Raw genomic sequence first — 17,684 nt, 5'->3', positions numbered from 1 at the left:
GCAAAGTTCCCTTGCCTGGGGTAGAGGGGATAATGAAACGGCGAGAAAACTGAGAAAGCGAAACCCCCTACCCTCCATTTTTGTCAAGTTATTATTCACTTTGTTAAGTATTTTGTAACTATTGTTTCAACTTGTGCGATCCCATTTTTGCTATTACCAGATAAGTTATCGTGGAAAACTAAAGGAATAATTAAGTAGAGGCAGCGAACCGTAACCACCGCCTCCCACCGTACAAATAAAACCAGTTACCACCGATTCCACCGCCAAGCACAAGTATCCGCCAAAAGGAGACTGTATGACTCCCACAATGCTACGTCAGCTTTGGACTGTAATTGAGACCACTCAGGCCAATATGCTGTTGAAATTAGACGATGCCAACTTGGTACAGTGGCTACTCAAGCAGATAAAACAACAGCGATCGCTCAATTCCGATGAAGCCAACATAATGAGTGACTATCTGCACTCTAAGCTCTCCTTGATTCGGGATCTGGCTCAAGAGCGTCAGTCTGTATGGCAAGAAACCCACTAGAAGGCTCTGATGGAAAAAAGAATTCTTCGGCATTAGAAAAAGAGACGCGATGTTCATCGCGTCTCGAATGCTTTTATGGAGCCGGAGGGCGCGTTGGGAAAGACAGTTTCTCCGGGGGAGAATCTGGCGGTGAGATAGTCCGAGAGGAATTATCAAGCGTCCGCGACACCAAAACATAGCCCAAATAAGCGGGTAAAGACATAGCAATAACAGCTGCGATTGCGTAAACCCCAGTACGCCGCCTTAACCTAGTCCCATAATGGCTACGGTAAGGGTCATAAGAAAGCGATTCCGATGGAATAATGTCCCGCATAGCGATCGCTCGCTTAAACCGCACCCGCCGATCGTCAAGTTTTTCTAACAAAATCCAGCCAGATTGCGCCTCTTCTTCACACAGCTTTTGAAAAATAGCTGAACTGCGAAACAAATCAGACGAGGCGCGCACAATTTTAAATTCCCAGCCCATCATCCGCGGTTCTTTGGATGCTCCCACAGAACCGCCGTTAGAAGAGAGCAACTCTGCTGGTGCGGAGTCTTGTTTAGATTCATAACGAGTCAAAGTTTCTTCCTCCTCCTCATCTTGCTGACGTGTAACCACCTGCTGCCAGCGCATCCATCCGCTCAGCATCACTGCATCCATTCCCAAACTTCCAACCAACAGGCTGCCAAAAATAACTTCGAGCATATTTCTATAGCTAATGGTTCCTAGCTAATAGCTAATGACAATTGACAATAAGCTATTAGCTATTAGCCACTAGCCATTGACTAACGGTAAATAACCTTCAACCAAGCAATCTGAGCCAACTGTGCGCCAACGGACGCGCTCTAAGGTCAGAGCCTCGGTCATAGTTGCCAACCCCAAATCCCCCACCGGAGAGGGAGCCGCCTTACCACCGACAATTTTGGGAGCAATGAAAGCGAAAATTTTTTGCACTGCTCCTTCTGCGATCGCTCGTGCTGCTAAAGTGCCACCACATTCCCACAGCACCGAAAGTAATCCCTGCTCATATAAATATGCCATTGCCTTTGTCGGTGTCAGCCCAGTTAGCTCTACCACGGTTACACCCTTTTTCAGCAGCAGCTGTTGGAAATCCGGATTAGCTCCTTGCTCTGTTAACACTAAAGTAGGAGCCACCGCTGTCTCCCACACATGAGCCTCTGCGGGTAAATCCAGAGATTGGCTCATCACTACCCTTAAAGGATTGCGAGTCTCAGTTTGATGGCTTGTTAAGTGGGGATTATCCCGACGGACAGTATTGCCGCCCACAATCACAGCATCGCAAGACCCCCGAAGAGTACGATGCACCTCATTTCGGGCATCAATGCCTGTGATCCAGGCGCTGTGGCCCGTAGTAGTGGCAATCTTGCCATCCAGAGTCATCGCGTATTTCAAAATGCCAAACGGACGGTGGTAAAGAACGCGATGGATAAAAGCCTCATTGAGCTGCTTGCAGGCTTCCTCTTCCACCCCTACAACTACTTCTATCCCCGCCTGTCGTAATCGCTCAATACCTCCCCCGGACACGCGCGGATCGGGGTCAACCATACCCACCACCACCTTACTCACACCAGCTGCTACCAACGCTTCAGAACAGGGAGGCGTCCGCCCGTAGTGATTACAAGGTTCCAGATTGACATAAATTGTGGCTCCTTTGGCGCGATCGCCCGCCTCCCGCAATGCAAATACTTCTGCGTGGGGATGACCTGCCCCCGGATGAAACCCTTCGCCCACAATCTGCCCATCCTTGACAATTACAGAACCTACTAGAGGATTGGGAGCCGTTCTTCCTCTGGCGCTTAGGGCTAGTTCTATGCACCGCTGCATCATGGCGCTATCATTGAGGGTTACAGGCGACTCGTGTTGGGCGTCTTTGGGAAATTTATCCATGAGTTTGCTGTCCTGGCTACACCTGAGTTTAATTAATTAAGAGGTAAGCCAGCATAAGATGGCGATGGGATATGCTGGAGGCTGTTTCTAGGCCGCAAGCGATCGCTTGTTATTTCTATAAAAATGTCTAATATAAATTCTCTTCTAAATCCTCTAAAAACTTATGTTACACCTGTTAAGGTAAATAAACGTGTCTAAAAGTTGATATCTGTAACGTCTTATGAAAGGCACAGCACCCTCAGTTTCGCAACCACCCCAGTGTTACCAACGTCAAGCCACTTCCCCGTATTACCCCGAACTGACGGTGTTTTGCGACTTTGACGGGCCCATCGTAGATGTTTCCAGACGCTACTACACAACTTATCAGTTAGCCTTAGCTGAAACTCAAGAGCTGTACCAAGCTCAGGGTGAAATCTTGCCGATTACAATGCTCAAGTTAGAGCAGTTTTGGCAAATGAAGCAAGAGCGCGTCCCAGATGTGGAAATTGCCATGCGCTCCGGCTTAGCTGGAGAGCAGATAGATATATTTTTGCAGTGCGTGGTAAACCTTGTGAATCAACCAGCACTGTTACAAAAAGACAAGATGCAGCCTGGAGTAAATTGGGCGCTGCCGTTGCTACATTCTCAGGGCTTTAAGCTGGTATTAGTGACGTTGCGCTCTTCATCTCAAGTCACCCAAATCTTGCAGAATTACGGTTTGGCGCGGCTGTTTAGTGGCATTTATGGAACCGAAGACGATGATGCTGCGTATGTAAACTACGCCCACGTGAAAACGCAACTTTTAGAAAAAGCTATAGCCCAACACTCTCAGCCGAAAAGCGAAAGCTCATTAGCCTGGATGGTAGGCGATACCGAAGCCGACATCTTGGCAGGACAAGCAGTCTCAATTCCCACAATAGCTCTAACTTGCGGCATTCGCTCTCGCCAAAGATTACAGCAGTTTCAGCCAACTTGCATTCATAGTGACTTACTTTCGGTCGCACATTACCTGCTAGAAGTCAATAGTCCTAGGCTAATGCCTAAGTGCTAATAGTTGAACAATTAGCACTTAGCAACTTTTCAAGATTGCTGCAACAAATTCATCTGCTGCCACCAACGATTCAACGGATAGTAAACTACTGGGGCCCAGAGACTGCTGAGAATGGCGCTAGAGAGGGCGATGCGCTGGTGATAAGTCCAAATTGCTGCCAGAGTGCGATCGCTCCCGATAGTGAACTGAATTGCGCTCACCGTCTCCGCCACAACTGCCATCGCGAACACAATTAACGCCACAGAAATAAAATCTTCCTCAATATACCGCTGCTTTTGAATCCGAGCCGTTAAAATTCCTACTACGGCCAGACTCAAAGCATGACTGGGTTCTGGTGAGGTCATTCCATCTTGGATCAGTCCCAACACCAAACCCGCTACAGCACCTTGAACAGCTGTTCGCTTCACACTCCAAGCCACCACCCAAATCAACAACCAATTGGGGGCAATTCCTAATAACTCCATTCCAGGTAGGCGAGTCGGCAAGATTAGCAAGCACAGCACCACAGAACCAACGGTTACTGCCCAGTTGACAATTTGACGCGCCCAAGGTGACAAATTAGAAACCTTAATCATTAGTTATTAATTATTAGTTATTAATAAATTGTCATTAGCTAATTGTTCAAGAGCCATTAACTATTAGCCAATAACTAAACAAATTTATTTGGGATATATTACCACCCACTCCAAATAACTAATCGGCGCTGTCACCTTAATAATTGCTTCAGGAGCCGGGGTTTTTTCCAAATTTACAGACTCGACGCGACCCAGTGGCAAGCCTGGGGGGAACAGTTTGCTGACAGAGGATGTTGCCACAACATCGCCCCGCCGGACATCCGGTACTTTGTCAAAAAACTGCATCACCACTCGATTAGAGCCGTATCCCCGAATATAACCCATAACGCGGCTGCGGCTAACCACCGCGCCCACGCGACTGCTAGGGTCGCTGATCAGCAAGACGCGGCTGGTATTGGGTGTCGCTTTCACGACGCGACCTATCAAGCCACCTGTACCCATAACAATAAAGTCTTCCTGGATGCCATCTTCAGTGCCACGCCCCAAAGTGACCTGTTGCCACCAATTGTCCGGGGTACGCCCGACTATTGGCGCGGTTATCGCCTTTTGTTTCCTTTGTTGTACATAACCTAGAAGCTCTTGTAACTTCTGATTTTGGTTTTGCAGTTCGGTCAGGCGATCCTGCAATTCTTGTACGCGGGCATTCTCTCTAAGCTCTTGTGGCGGGGCTTCAGTTTGAAAGGGACGGGTAAGCAACTGGTAAACCTCAAACACGGCTGCCCCTTGGGTTTGCCGGATTAACCAGGCACTCCCAATAGCTGTCCCCGCCACCATAACTTGTATGCCGTGCCGAACCCACCAGCGACGCAGTGTATACATTTAGCTATCAGCTTTTTGTCTGTTATTCGTTGTCCGTTGTTCGTTGTCCGTCGTTCATTGTCCACTGTCGTTTGGCATTTGAAAGTTTGAAGGTTGGAAAGTTGTCGCCTGACAACGTTTCAACGTTCCAACATTCCAACTTTTGCCTGACTACTGACCACTGACCGCTGACTGCTACATACTGCGCGATCGCCCACTAAAGACCCGCTCCAGTTGTTTGAAGTTCTCTAACACTCTACCTGTCCCTAGCACCACGCACGACAGCGGATCTGCCGCTACGTGAGTAACAATGCCCGTTTCATGGCTGATTAGCGTATCCAGCCCCTTCAACAAAGCACCGCCACCAGCTAGCATGATGCCTCTATCGATAATGTCGGCTGCTAGTTCCGGAGGAGTTCGCTCTAAGGTTCGCTTCACCGCATCCACAATCACTGAAAGCGGTTCAGACATACTTTCGCGAATTTCCGGCCCCTTGATAGTAACAGTTCGGGGCAAGCCAGAGAGGAGGTGTAAACCCCTCACCTCCATGATTGCCTCTTCATCAAAACTGGTGGGGTAGGCAGAACCAATCTGAATTTTGATTTCTTCAGAGGTACGTTCCCCGATTACCAGGTTGTGGACTTTTTTCATGTACTGCATGATAGCTTCCGAAAGCTCATCACCAGCCACGCGCACCGACTCACTTAAAACCGTTCCTTGTAAAGAAAGCACGGCAACTTCAGTTGTGCCGCCACCAATATCAATGATCATGTTGCCCGTAGGCTCTGCCACTGGTAGTCCAGCGCCAATAGCCGCAGCAACAGGCTCATCAATTAGGTAAACATCTCTGGCACCAGCCTGAGATGCTGCCTCCATAACGGCTCGGCGTTCTACGCCAGTGACACCCGAAGGAATACCGATTACAATCCGAGGAGAGACTAATGCTCTGCCTTCATGAACCCGCCGGATAAAATGCTTAAGCATTAGCTCGGCAGTGTCGAAGTCGGCAATGACACCATCGCGAAGGGGGCGCAAGGCCACCACGTTGCCGGGAGTTCTTCCCAACATTTTTTTCGCGTCTTCCCCCACGGCCAGCGGGGTTTTAGTGTCCATATCCATAGCAACCACAGAGGGTTCTTGGAGAACAATCCCTTTGCCGGATACATAGACCAGGGTATTAGCAGTACCCAAGTCGATACCCATGTCCCGGGATAAGGAAAAGCGACTGAAAAGACCCACTCGTTTCTACGCCCCCAAAATGAAATGCTGTTGTGTGTGACGGAATCTTAACGGAAATGGAACCGAGGTGGATTCTATTACGTTTTCTATCCTGAGTCTAGTCAGGAAGAAGAATTCTTTATGTAAATTTGCCTCAAACTGATTTCCAAGCATGATTCTAATCCTCAAAGAGTAAATCAGGATAAAGTTAATTTGAGACTAAGATTTCAGTTCGCTAAAGTATACTTAACTATACGCGAGTACAAATGTACTAAAAAATTCTTATGACTCTGAATGTTGTAACCCTGGTAGGGCGTGTAGGTGGAGATCCGGATGTTAAGTATTTCGAGTCAGGGAGCATTAAGTGTAAGCTGACGCTGGCAGTAAGAAGGCGATCGCGCAATAACGACCAGCCGGATTGGTTCAATTTAGAACTTTGGGGTAAAACGGCGGAAGTAGCTGAAAACTTTGTCCGTAAGGGCAGCTTGATTGGAGTGCAAGGCTCGTTAAAGTTTGATACTTGGAGCGATCGCAACTCAGGAGCTACCCGTTCTACACCCGTCATTAAGGTAGATCACCTGGATCTATTGGGTTCTAAGCAAGACACTGATGCTAGTGCGGGCAGCTATAACGATAGCGAGTTCTAAAAATTAAAAATTCAAAATTTAAAAAGAAGAATTACCCTTTTAAATTTTGAATTTTTAATGCTTTATCCCTAGATTAATAACTAATTTGCAAGGTAACTGATGCCTCTACCTCTTGCTCGCCGCCAATTACGGGAGTGGTTTTTGCTAGACTCTCAGACCGCATACCCATATCAGCTATGGGGATTGGCCGTGGCGGCGGTACAACAGCGCCATTGACTTGAATGTTAACGATTTCCTTACGAGTGAGATTTAGGGAACTCAAAACAGCATCAGCTTGGGCTTGGGCATCTTGGGTAGCTTCGCGTAGAGCTTGTTTTTGAGCAGACGCGATCGCGCTATCATCAGCTACAAAACTTATACCATCAATCCGGGTTGCCCCTGCTTTAACCGCTTCATCCAGAAGGGTTCCGGCTTTTTGAGTATCAATCCGAAAGCTGACAATATTGGTAGCACTATACCCAGTTAGACGCTGGACATTGTTCTCGTAGCTGTAAATCGGATTGAGGCTAATGCCAGTAGTTTCTAATTTCTCCACATTACGAGATTTTAGCAACTCCACCACAGCAGCTGAGCGTCGGGCAGCTTCCTGCTGCACATCCGCCGCAACTTTCCCCTGAACTTCCACCCCCAGCCGCACCTGCGTCAAAGTTGTGGGAATATTTTCGACACCTCGCCCACTAACAGTCAGGGTTCGCAGCATTTTTTCTTGGGCAACAGCTCTTGTAGCAATACTCAAGCTAAGCACACTTAATACTAACGATATCAGCCCAGCCTGCTTCCAAAAACTAGACGCAAAAGTTAGATTCATAGATTCTCCTCACAGACATAACCGCTTGTAATGCAGTTTGAATGTTCTCACTGTGCCACTACAGCAGCCAGAAAGTGTAAACAGTTACAGTTTTGGCAACTGAACTAAAGATACTTTTAAGGCGATCGCACTAGCCGGTACAAGTATTTATACTCAATAATAAAGACCAAGCTCAAATCCAACTAATTAGGCTGAGTGAGGAATCGCTAAGAGCGATCGCACACCCTAGAGAGCAATCATCTTGTAGCCTAGTTCACTCCAATTCCATAGCCGAATCGACGCAGGGATTTGTAAAGAAGCTTGTACAGTGAGAAGAATGAATTATGCAGACCCAATGGAGATAGTTTCAACTGCCTGGGTGAATTTTATCACCCCATTCTCATTTCCACTTTGGAACAAAACCATTCCTGTGCTGGCAACAGCAACACCAGAAGCAGAAAACGCCCCACTCGTCCTAGCAGGGGTACTGCTGAGTCTAGTCGTAATTTACCTTGCCAGCAAAATCGGGGGAGAATTATCTAACAACATCGGCTTACCGCCCGTCTTAGGCGAATTCGTCGGAGGCGTGGTGGTGGGTGTCTCCGCCCTGCATCTGTTGGTATTTCCAGAAAGTGGTGCAGACAGTTCCAGTTCTGTAATTATGTCTTTCCTCCAATCCACTGGGGGGTTAAGTCCCGACGCAGCAGTAGGCGTGTTTCAAACCGAAAGCGAAGTCGTGTCCGTTCTGGCAGAACTGGGCGTGATCATTTTGCTATTTGAAATTGGACTGGAATCGAATTTCAGGGAACTGATGGATGTTGGTATCCAGACGGTACTCGTAGCAGTAGTCGGGGTAGTAGTACCATTTGCCGCAGGTACTGCGGGACTGATGATCTTATTTGGCATTCCAGCGGTACCAGCGATTTTTGCGGGTGCAGCTTTGACTGCAACCAGTATTGGTATTACCTCCAAAGTTCTATATCCCCAATTTCCTGTAACTCTTACCCACAGACAAGTGACAACTAACAACTAACAAATAAAGGCTTTTAGAGAAACTTAAGTCATTGTCTCAACGTCCTTGGGGCGTGACTCAATGAATTCAAAAGTTTTCTCGCTAGAGGGAATTTTGAGTAACCGATGTAGCGATGGGCAGCATAAGGACACTTAATTGCCAAACACCAGGGGCAAAAATTTACGACACATGAATCCAGTTCGATAGGGCATCTCCAAAGATGGCAAGTAAAATCAGCCAATCCTGCTTAATGTTCTGCATTGCTGCCGCAGTCGTGGTATCGTTCAACCCAGTCTAAAATCATTAACTTGGCTACGCCATGCCCCGGATGCGACTTGATCGCACCCGAAATAGGACTAGAGCGTACAGACCGCTTTAACTCGGTCTTTACCTTTCTTTTGGAGAAACGATAGTGAGACTTTACTGGCTATTACCCAGTTGTTTGAGCCTTTTTCTGGTTACATCTCCCGCTTTTGCGGCAAAACTGGTTTCGTGGCGTTTTGATGCTAATCAAAACCGGCTGGATTTTAGGACTGACGATGGGGTGCAGCCGAAAGCGCAGCTTTTGGCTAATCCTTCACGTCTGGTAATCGATTTGCCTGGTACAACTTTCGGACGCCCAACGGTGACTCAGCAGTTGGCGGGGGCGTTACGCAGTTTGCGAGTGGGGCAGTTTGAGGGTAATGTTACTCGCCTGGTGATTGAATTAGACCCTGGTTATACGCTTGATCCGGAACAAGTAGTATTTCAGGGAGCTTCCCCCAGTCAGTGGTCGGTACAATTACCAAAACCTCAACGAGTTTCACAATTACCAAATTCTTCTGCTAGACCAACTCTAGTAAATTCTTCGTTCTCCTCGATACGGCCAACTTCTCCGAGTAAGCCAACTTTGGGAAATTTGTCGCCGTCCTCTGGATTCAATCGATCTTTAAGCAGTCAAGCAGCCGCCAGCCCAGCTGGGTCAGTTGCTCAAATTGAAGATATACAGGTGACGAATGATGGGTTTTTCTTGCGGACAAATGGCGATCGCCCTTCAATTATTAAGGTAAAGCGGAGTAGCGATCGCCGCAATATTACCTTTGACATCCAAGGCGCTACCATATCCCGTAGTCTCTCATCGCCAGAGTCGCGGGTGAATCGTTATGGTGTCAGTCGCATTCTCTTATCTCAGGTGGATACTTCACCTTCAGTCGTCCGCGTGACGATGAACGTGACCAAGGAAAGTCCCGACTGGCAGGCAAGCGTCAGCGGTTTTGGCGGTATTGTGCTATTACCGCAGGGAACTACTGCCGGAAACATTGAAAGCCCGACTTTGGCTGGGAATCAGCCTTCTCCTTTCAATGCCCCAACTCGAACGGTGCCAACAACGCCAACAACGCCAACAACGCGCCGCGATGGTGAGGTGGCAACGATTCAGTCGGTTGAACTCTCCGGAACTCAATTATTCATCAGAGCAGATCGGTCTGTAAAATTTACTGGTAAATGGGATGGCTCAGCTGGGGCCTACCGAATTACTATTCCTTCTGCAACTCTGGCTGAAAGAGTCAAAGGGCCAACTCTAGATGCTAAGACTATGGTGCGGCGGGTGCGTCTTGTACAGCAAGACCCTCGTACTGTGGTAGTTCTGGTGCAACCGGGAGATGGGGTGCAGATTGGTGAACTCAATCAGTTGACTGACCAGCTATTAGCACTACAACTGCAACGCGGTCGCTTTAGCTCGGTGCTTCCCCGTCCTGATACAATTCCCGTCCCGGCACCGGAAACTAATAATCCCCCAGAGTTTTCACCCCGCCCTCGTAACGGACGATTGGTGGTGGTGGTAGACGCTGGACACGGAGGCAAAGATCCCGGAGCTATCGGCGTTGGTGGACTCAAGGAGGTAGATGTCATTTTGCCGATTGCACGGCAGGTGGAGGCGTTGCTAGAGCGGCAGGGTGTTCAGGTGGTGATGACGCGAAAGGATGACTATTTCGTAGACCTGCAACCGCGAGTGACAATGGCTGAACGGGCAAACGCCGATTTGTTTGTCAGTATCCACGCCAATTCAATCGGTGGTCGTCCAGATGTGCAAGGGCTAGAGACTTACTATTACTCTAGCGGCGGGCGTTTAGCTCGAACCATTCACAACAGTATTTTGCAGGCTACTGATGCTAAAGATAGAGGGGTGAGGCAGGCGAGATTTTATGTACTTAGAAAGAGTTCTATGCCATCTGTGTTAGTGGAAGTTGGTTTTGTTAGTAACCGACAAGAGGCGGCGAAACTTGCCTCGCCTGATTACCAGAGTCAGATGGCACAAGCGATCGCTCGCGGTATTCTACAGTACATTCAACAAAATCTTTAAGCCTCGGTTAAGAGCCTTGGTTCGTGGTGAGTGGGGAGTGATCGATTGAAAATGAACAGCAAACAAGAAGGACACATAAATGGACAAAAAAGCAATGAAATATTACAAAGAAGCAGAATAGGGGTTTTTGATAGCGGTGTCGGTGGTCTGACTGTATTGAGAGAACTCTACCGACATCTGCCTAATGAGTCGATTCTTTATTTTGGCGATACGGCTCGACTGCCCTACGGTACCCGCTCTCAAGCTGAAATTTTGCAGTTTGTGCGCGAAATTCTGATCTGGATGGTAGATCAGGGTGTCAAAATGGCGATCATGGCTTGCAACACCAGTTCCGCTCTGGCGTTGGAAGCAGTGCGGTCTGAGTTCGACCTACCGATTTTAGGGGTCATCTTGCCTGGGGCGCGTGCTGCGGTTGGGCTGGGTAAACGGATTGGTGTGATTGCTACCCCAGCCACGGCTGCCAGTAATGCCTATCGCCGCGCTATTTTAGAAGTTGATGCTACTGTCTCTGTCTGGCAAGTGGGTTGTCCAGAGTTTGTGCCGCTAATTGAGCAAAACCGCATTTATGACCCGTACACCTTAGAGGTAGCGCGGGAGTACCTAGCACCTTTGCTACAATATCGAATCGACACGCTGGTTTACGGCTGTACCCACTATCCTCACTTGGCACCGATTCTTAAGACAATTCTGCCCAGGTCGGTTAACCTTTGCGATCCAGCAGTTCACGTAGTTTCCGCTGCTGCACAAGAGCTTGATTTATTAGGATTGAGAAATGTTCGCCCTCCTTTGGCAACTCGATTTGCGGTTAGCGGCTGTCCCGAACAGTTTGCCCAACTGTCGGTACAGTGGCTGGGCTGTACTCCAGAGGTTGAAAAAGTTTATTTACCAGCAATGCTACACCGACAATTACCTTAAGCTTGCTGTTAGCAGTCGAATTTAGGCTGCTAACAACAAGCTTGTTGTCGGTAAGTGCGATCGCTAGGGCGCAGATTTCGTTCTTCCTGCACCCTTAACAGTCCGCTGTGCCAAAATCAACAGCAGATACACTGTTAACAAATAACCAGTAGCTAGAACGGGAATAATCAAAGGCATATCATTATACGTCATAACGTCGCTATCAACTAAAGGATCGTGAATTTTTATAACAAACTTTTGAATAGCAAACTTGGCTCACGCTATGCTTGAGCTTATTGCTGCCTATAAAATTTTCGGTAGTCGTTTCCGATACCTAAAATTTTTGATTGATTAATGCCAGACCCTAGAAGTGCGTTTGAAAATATAGAATTTTCAACGGTACTTCACCTAGCAAAGCTCCCTATAGGGAAAGCTACTCGCAAGTATTTCATTTTTCTGAGGGCTGTTATCCCCAGGGCTAATGCACTGTGAGATTATGCAGGAAGCCAGAAATGCTACCGCCTACCAAAAACCGTCATAACTACTCATCACAGACACACAGAAAGCGTTATCTGTAATTTTCCTACTCAGTAAGTCTATGAAGTTATTCAAATCCTTACATACTAGAGTAACACAAGATCCTCAGTGGTTAAAGCCGTTTTTTTTATATACTTTACAAATCTATACAATTTCCGAAAAAGCCTTGGTCAGCATCCTCTAACCAATAAAACCTTCCCTCTAGGGGATCATTAGCTTAAAATAAATGACAAGAATGTAAAATTTCGTAACTAACGCCTGAATGGCTAATCCATGACCTCAGTCACTACCCTCTTTGCCCCTGTTGAAGCTGACCTACGTGTTCTCACGGAGAACTTGAAAAAATTGGTTGGTGCGCGTCATCCCATCCTCTATGCGGCGGCAGAACACTTATTCGGGGCGGGAGGAAAGCGCGTCAGACCCGCAATTGTCCTACTGATATCACGGGCGACGATGCTAGATCAAGACATCACGCCACGTCACCGAAGGTTAGCGGAAATTACAGAGATGATTCACACCGCAAGCCTGGTACATGACGACGTAGTAGATGAATCGGAAATACGACGGGGTGTGGCTACGGTTCACAGTCGGTTTGGCAACCGGATAGCTGTGTTAGCGGGGGATTTCTTATTTGCCCAATCTTCTTGGTACTTGGCAAATCTAGATAACCTGGAAGTGGTCAAGCTACTCTCAGAAGTGATCATGGATATGGCAGAAGGAGAAATTCAGCAAGGGCTGAATCGGTTTGACACCAGTTTGTCGATTGAAGCTTATCTGGAGAAAAGTTACTATAAAACCGCCTCGTTAATTGCCAATAGTGCCAAGGCTGCTGGTTGCTTGAGCGATGTGTCGCCGGAAGTGGCAGATAATTTGTATTGCTATGGGCGTCACATTGGGTTGGCTTTCCAGATCGTAGATGATATATTTGACTTCACAGGCTCGACAGAAGCGTTGGGCAAACCAGCCGGGTCTGACTTAAAAAGTGGTAATCTGACCGCACCCGTATTGTTTGCTTTGGAAGAAAAGCCTTACTTAGAGGTGCTAATCGAGCGAGAGTTTACCCAGGATGGGGATTTAGAAGAAGCGATCGCGCTGATAATGGAAGGGAAGGGAATTGAGCGATCGCGCGAATTAGCCTCACATCATGCTCAACTCGCCGTCCAACAATTAGCTTCTTTACCCACCTCAGAATGCCATCAAGCCCTGATTGACATGGCTGAATACGTGTTGAGTCGCCTTTACTAGGGGCTGGTTGTAGTGGTTGTACTGGGAACTATAACAGTGAGGTAGAGATAAGGGTTAGCCCCTGTCTCTACGAGTGAAAAACTATTAATTCCTAACTCATAACTTGTTCCCTAGTCCCCAGTCCCCAGTCCCTAGTCCCTAATATCCTCTATGCAACCTAACTGGCAAACCGCCAAAACTTACGAAGACATTCTATATCACAAAACAGACGGCATCGCCAAAATTACCATCAATCGCCCCCACAAGCGCAACGCCTTTCGCCCCAAAACTGTTTTTGAACTTTACGATGCTTTCTGCGATGCCCGTGAAGATACCAGCATCGGCGTAGTTTTATTTACCGGGGCTGGCCCTCACACAGATGGCAAATACGCTTTTTGTGCTGGTGGCGATCAAAGCGTGCGGGGTCAAGCTGGATATGTGGATGATGATGGCATCCCGCGCCTCAACGTCCTCGATTTGCAACGCCTGATCCGTTCGATGCCCAAAGTTGTAATCGCCCTTGTAGCTGGTTACGCTATTGGTGGGGGACACGTTTTGCACTTGATTTGCGACCTTACCATCGCCGCAGATAATGCTATTTTTGGGCAAACTGGCCCGAAAGTCGGTAGCTTTGATGGTGGATTTGGTGCCAGCTACCTCGCCCGGTGTGTCGGACAAAAAAAAGCGCGAGAAATTTGGTTTCTCTGCCGCCAGTACAGCGCACAGCAGGCGTTGGAAATGGGTTTAGTAAATTGCGTTGTGCCAGTGGAACATCTGGAGACGGAAGGTATCCAGTGGGCTAGCGAAATTTTAGAAAAAAGTCCGATTGCGATTCGCTGTCTCAAAGCTGCCTTTAATGCTGACTGCGATGGTCAAGCGGGGTTGCAAGAACTTGCTGGTAATGCCACCTTACTCTATTACATGACCGAGGAAGGAGCCGAGGGGAAGCAGGCGTTTCTCGAAAAGCGATCGCCTGATTTCCGTAAATACCCTTGGTTGCCCTAATAGTGTATTGCATAGTTAATGGTTTGCCCCACAAGAGCAATGAACCATTAACTGACACCAGTACCTCCAACCTATGAAATCAAAAGTCGCACTTTTGTTTAAAAAAGTGCGACTTTTGGAAGAGGTAATATTTATTTTCTATGGCGTATATATTTATCAAGATATCCTGCTTGGGATAGCTTGCGAATGGCAGTTTAATCACACAAGCAGTGCATCATCTACTGGCTGTTGGTCAGTAGAGACGTTCTCTTGCTCCTCGCTTGGTTGCTGAGAACAAGCGATCACGCATTTCGATGAGGTTGCTTGCTGCACCCGCAAATTTTCATCTTGCCAGCGCATAATTCCTTCCAAACTTTCCCATGAAGGAGCAAAGGCTTTTAGCGCTAATGAACACGCTATCCAGCTAGCTCGAACTGGTACCCCAAGTTGCTGACAAACACCACCACGTCGTCCCTCCGGCTTGTAATACTGACAATACCGGCAGGCAGAAGTCATAGAATTTTCAGTCTTCATGGGAATCCTCTTGAGGGAATTTTTTCTTCTATGTCTTATATTAAAATTCCCTATAAACGGTCAAAGAACCCTGAATCAAGCAATCTATTATCCTGCCTGTGTTCTACGATCCCCGCTCCAAAAAACGGCTTTATATTTTCTTAATTTTCTTGTGATAAACATACATAAACAGAAATAAATAGGCTCTTCAATCAGAATATAAAATTTAGGTAATAATACTGATTTAAATACAAACCTGATGGGGATCAAGACAAACGTTAGGGGTATGCGTTTAAGAAGAAACCTAATTTAATTTCAAACAGGGGCAGAAAAACGCTTAATTGAAGTGACTAATTGGGACAAAGAATACTTGATGTAGAAATTAGATGTTTAAGTAGGCATTAGCGTTAAATGGTGCGATCGCGATCACGCTCATTATCTTACTTTTGGGAGTAGGCGGAATGCAAGAGAGACGGTACATAAAGCGGTAGCAGCACCTAAGAGTAACAAATGTAACTGCTCAGGGTTACTTGAGCAGTTACATTTAAAACAAAAAAAACATAGCAGGGGAAAACTAGCGTTGCCATTTATGGACGGCACACAGAGCGCAAACGTTCCAGCGCTGGAGTTCACCTGGGGGTGTGGGACACTGACACTGGGGACAAAGAGGTGAGAGATGCGATCGCTCCCGCATTACCGATTCCCAATGTTGAAAAGCAGCTTTTGGCTCTTTTAGCTCAGGTTTCTCGCTAGATGCTGCCGAAGACATCCCCTCAACCCGACTGGGATGCTCTTGCCAAGTCACAGATTGTTCCTCAGCATAGGGAGAGCGGTTAGAGACAGATTTGTTCTGCCACTGAGCCGTCGAAAAGCGAATATCCACCAACTGGCTGCTCAACTTAGCATTCAACTTTTGCAAAATCCGCTGACGCTCAAAAGTAAGAGTTTGCGCCCAAGCAGCACCACTCGTTGCAACCGATAGCACTCCTCGCGATATCGAAATTGGTCGCGTCTGGGCTGCCACCGCCACTCCCACCACCTCAGGCCAACACTTGAGCAAACGCTTAAATTCTTGTTGAGCCTGCCACGCCGCCTGATTTTCGATACTGTCTAAGATATGGTTAAGAGATTTAAAAGACATTGTTGTAATCCGGAGTTAAATGGCAGAATAATCAGCCATCAGGTTTGATCGTACCGAACTAACGACAGAGAACAAATTACGGTTACGGTTGCCTAGAAGCCGAAAAAAGCGTCTAATGAATAGGCAAAGCAGCTCTCCAAGATTCGTCAGTTGCAACAGCTATGAGTCAAGGTCATTCGGTTGAATCTTCTAGTCGCTCCTCTTCAGCCCAGTCCATCAACCCAGCCTTGCAGGCGGCTCTGGGCAGCCTCGACGTGCATCTAGAAGAGGAATTATCCAGATATCGGCGCGAACGGGCAGGGCGGGGCGTGCCGCCAAATCGTGGCATGGGTCACAACCAGGTTCGCAAACCCATCGACATGATTTCCGTAAACGCCACGGGCGGCAGGAATCCATCGCCAGCTCCAAAAGAGGCGTATTCCACCCCAGCAACGCCAGCAAGCGAACCACCACTGGCAGCACAGGAAATCAAGGCAGTTGAGCAAACACACAAGGAGCCGATAGAGTCACATAGCGCAGCAGCGCCGTCTTTTAACTTAGCCGCCGCCTCAGATATAGCGATTCCTAGACCGCCGGAAGCAGCACCACCAGAGGTGCCAGTACCGCCGGAACCTATCGACCAGGCAGCAACTACTATCCAGCCGGATGACTATCTGGAATCTTCCGAGCAACTGCTGCGAAGCCTTGCACAGGAAGAAGCGGCAGCTCGGTCACAACGTAGTTTTCTGGACAATATTCTTACTCCCTTGGGGGTTGGTTCCCTGTTGCTTTTGCTGTTTTCCACAGCGATGCTGGGCTATGTGGTGACAAATCCATCTACTCTGAGTTCTCTGGGACTAGATCGATTCTGGAAGCCATCCACCCCCACTGTGGCTCAAAGTCCGACAGCAACGACTCCCCAAACTAATGCCTCACCAGCAACCGATACAGGGAAACCCAACGGGCCAGACCTTTCATCGGATGAATTTAAGGACTTGAATTTGGACACGCTGAGTACGTTGAAACCTACTCCCAGTTCATCATCAAGAACGCCTCAGGTGGCAGTACCTAGCCCTCAAGTATCGGTGCCACCGATTGCCCCGTTACCCAATCCTCCTGCTATTGAATCTACTACTGGTGTGCCGTCAGGAACTGGGGCTATAGTGCCAGTTAAACCTCCTGCCCCTCTACCAGTATTGCCCGCGCGATCGCCTGTTGCTGCCACAATTCCTCCGGCACAACCAAGCGCTTCCCCAACTGTAACGGAACCTGCCCCACCGAATCCGGAAGGGTTCTACTATGTGGTTGTGAAATACAACGGGCCATCCTCCTTTGAGCAGGCGCGGAAAGTTGTACCCGATGCCTATATGTCACCGCAAGGAACCCAAATTTATCTGGGAGCCTTTAAAAAAGATTCTGAGGCTAAAACATTGGTGACAGAACTTGAAAAACAAGGGATTTCTGCATCGGTCTATCAGCCTTAAGCTGGAGGTGGCAAGCTTTGTAGGTGACATAGCATTCAGTTAACGTTTCTACCGTGTCCGCGATCGCTAATGTCTTGATTATTCAGTAGCCGACCGGAGAGCC

General features: G+C 47.8%; 17 protein-coding genes and 1 pseudogene. 9 read left to right on the top strand and 9 right to left on the bottom strand.

The features are described from left to right. Window positions 1-295: 295 nt before the first annotated feature. On the top strand, window positions 296-529 hold the full coding sequence (locus tag H6F74_RS15315; protein WP_190423680.1) for a hypothetical protein: 234 nt from the start codon (window positions 296-298) through the stop codon (window positions 527-529). 73 nt (window positions 530-602) lie between these two features. Here the strand turns inward: H6F74_RS15315 and H6F74_RS15310 are convergent, their stop codons facing one another. Both H6F74_RS15310 and ribD read right to left on the bottom strand, forming a co-directional pair. Then, window positions 603-1,214 (bottom strand): hypothetical protein, encoded by a 612-nt coding sequence (locus H6F74_RS15310; RefSeq protein ID WP_190442555.1) that lies wholly within the window; start codon window positions 1,212-1,214, stop codon window positions 603-605. 69 nt (window positions 1,215-1,283) lie between these two features. Next, a complete protein-coding gene (ribD, locus tag H6F74_RS15305; RefSeq protein ID WP_190442553.1) occupies window positions 1,284-2,417 on the bottom strand; it encodes a bifunctional diaminohydroxyphosphoribosylaminopyrimidine deaminase/5-amino-6-(5-phosphoribosylamino)uracil reductase RibD in 1,134 nt (377 codons plus the stop codon). Window positions 2,418-2,637: 220 nt separating this feature from the next. Between ribD and H6F74_RS15300 the strand changes: the two genes are divergently transcribed. After that, on the top strand, window positions 2,638-3,447 hold the full coding sequence (locus tag H6F74_RS15300) for an HAD family hydrolase (RefSeq protein ID WP_190442551.1): 810 nt from the start codon (window positions 2,638-2,640) through the stop codon (window positions 3,445-3,447). Window positions 3,448-3,476: 29 nt separating this feature from the next. On the opposite strand, the gene mreD is transcribed toward H6F74_RS15300, so the two are convergent. The 3 genes from mreD to H6F74_RS15285 all read right to left on the bottom strand — a co-directional run bounded on the left by mreD (window position 3,477) and on the right by H6F74_RS15285 (window position 6,023). Next, window positions 3,477-4,022, bottom strand: a complete 546-nt coding sequence (gene mreD, locus H6F74_RS15295) for a rod shape-determining protein MreD (RefSeq protein ID WP_190442550.1) — start codon at window positions 4,020-4,022, stop codon at window positions 3,477-3,479. A gap of 84 nt (window positions 4,023-4,106) precedes the next feature. Further along, window positions 4,107-4,841 carry a rod shape-determining protein MreC gene (gene mreC / locus H6F74_RS15290; protein WP_190442548.1) on the bottom strand — a complete coding sequence of 245 codons (735 nt, stop codon included), beginning with the start codon at window positions 4,839-4,841 and terminating at the stop codon, window positions 4,107-4,109. A 174-nt stretch (window positions 4,842-5,015) separates the two neighbouring features. Continuing rightward, window positions 5,016-6,023, bottom strand: a complete 1,008-nt coding sequence (locus tag H6F74_RS15285) for a rod shape-determining protein (protein WP_190423691.1) — start codon at window positions 6,021-6,023, stop codon at window positions 5,016-5,018. A gap of 299 nt (window positions 6,024-6,322) precedes the next feature. Here H6F74_RS15285 and H6F74_RS15280 point away from each other — a divergent pair, with 299 nt between their 5' ends. Continuing rightward, window positions 6,323-6,685 (top strand): single-stranded DNA-binding protein, encoded by a 363-nt coding sequence (locus H6F74_RS15280; protein WP_190423693.1) that lies wholly within the window; start codon window positions 6,323-6,325, stop codon window positions 6,683-6,685. A gap of 73 nt (window positions 6,686-6,758) precedes the next feature. On the opposite strand, the gene H6F74_RS15275 is transcribed toward H6F74_RS15280, so the two are convergent. Further along, on the bottom strand, window positions 6,759-7,493 hold the full coding sequence (locus tag H6F74_RS15275; protein ID WP_190442546.1) for an SIMPL domain-containing protein: 735 nt from the start codon (window positions 7,491-7,493) through the stop codon (window positions 6,759-6,761). 334 nt (window positions 7,494-7,827) lie between these two features. Between H6F74_RS15275 and H6F74_RS15270 the strand changes: the two are divergent. The 3 genes and pseudogenes from H6F74_RS15270 to murI form a co-directional block, all read left to right on the top strand. Next, window positions 7,828-8,451, top strand: a pseudogene (locus tag H6F74_RS15270) (cation:proton antiporter); the annotation flags it as partial. 445 nt (window positions 8,452-8,896) lie between these two features. Next, window positions 8,897-10,825, top strand: a complete 1,929-nt coding sequence (locus tag H6F74_RS15265; RefSeq protein ID WP_190442543.1) for an N-acetylmuramoyl-L-alanine amidase — start codon at window positions 8,897-8,899, stop codon at window positions 10,823-10,825. Between the two features lie 51 nt (window positions 10,826-10,876). After that, entirely contained in the window at window positions 10,877-11,740 is an 864-nt protein-coding gene (gene murI, locus H6F74_RS15260) for a glutamate racemase (protein WP_190442542.1), read from the top strand. Between the two features lie 63 nt (window positions 11,741-11,803). On the opposite strand, the gene H6F74_RS30565 is transcribed toward murI, so the two are convergent. After that, the gene (locus tag H6F74_RS30565; protein ID WP_277873836.1) at window positions 11,804-11,932 is read right to left on the bottom strand and encodes a hypothetical protein; all 129 of its coding nucleotides are present in this window, start codon (window positions 11,930-11,932) and stop codon (window positions 11,804-11,806) included. A 597-nt stretch (window positions 11,933-12,529) separates the two neighbouring features. Between H6F74_RS30565 and sds the strand changes: the two genes are divergently transcribed. Both sds and menB read left to right on the top strand, forming a co-directional pair. Beyond that, window positions 12,530-13,501, top strand: a complete 972-nt coding sequence (gene sds, locus H6F74_RS15255; protein WP_190442541.1) for a solanesyl diphosphate synthase — start codon at window positions 12,530-12,532, stop codon at window positions 13,499-13,501. A 150-nt stretch (window positions 13,502-13,651) separates the two neighbouring features. After that, a complete protein-coding gene (gene menB / locus H6F74_RS15250) occupies window positions 13,652-14,485 on the top strand; it encodes a 1,4-dihydroxy-2-naphthoyl-CoA synthase (RefSeq protein ID WP_190423705.1) in 834 nt (277 codons plus the stop codon). 198 nt (window positions 14,486-14,683) lie between these two features. On the opposite strand, the gene H6F74_RS15245 is transcribed toward menB, so the two are convergent. Next, window positions 14,684-14,998, bottom strand: coding sequence for a hypothetical protein (locus tag H6F74_RS15245; protein WP_190442648.1), 315 nt, complete (start codon window positions 14,996-14,998; stop codon window positions 14,684-14,686). A 553-nt stretch (window positions 14,999-15,551) separates the two neighbouring features. Continuing rightward, complete coding sequence (locus tag H6F74_RS15240; protein WP_190442540.1) at window positions 15,552-16,118, bottom strand: DciA family protein; 567 nt, start codon at window positions 16,116-16,118, stop codon at window positions 15,552-15,554. 161 nt (window positions 16,119-16,279) lie between these two features. Between H6F74_RS15240 and H6F74_RS15235 the strand changes: the two genes are divergently transcribed. Then, a complete protein-coding gene (locus H6F74_RS15235; protein ID WP_190442539.1) occupies window positions 16,280-17,581 on the top strand; it encodes a hypothetical protein in 1,302 nt (433 codons plus the stop codon). Window positions 17,582-17,684 lie beyond the last annotated feature (103 nt).

Source organism: Trichocoleus sp. FACHB-90, from assembly GCF_014695505.1.
In the GTDB taxonomy this organism is placed as follows: Bacteria; Cyanobacteriota; Cyanobacteriia; order Cyanobacteriales; family FACHB-T130; genus Funiculus; species Funiculus sociatus.
Note: the sequence above shows the minus strand (reverse complement) of the source record. Positions and strands in the feature narration are given on the sequence as shown.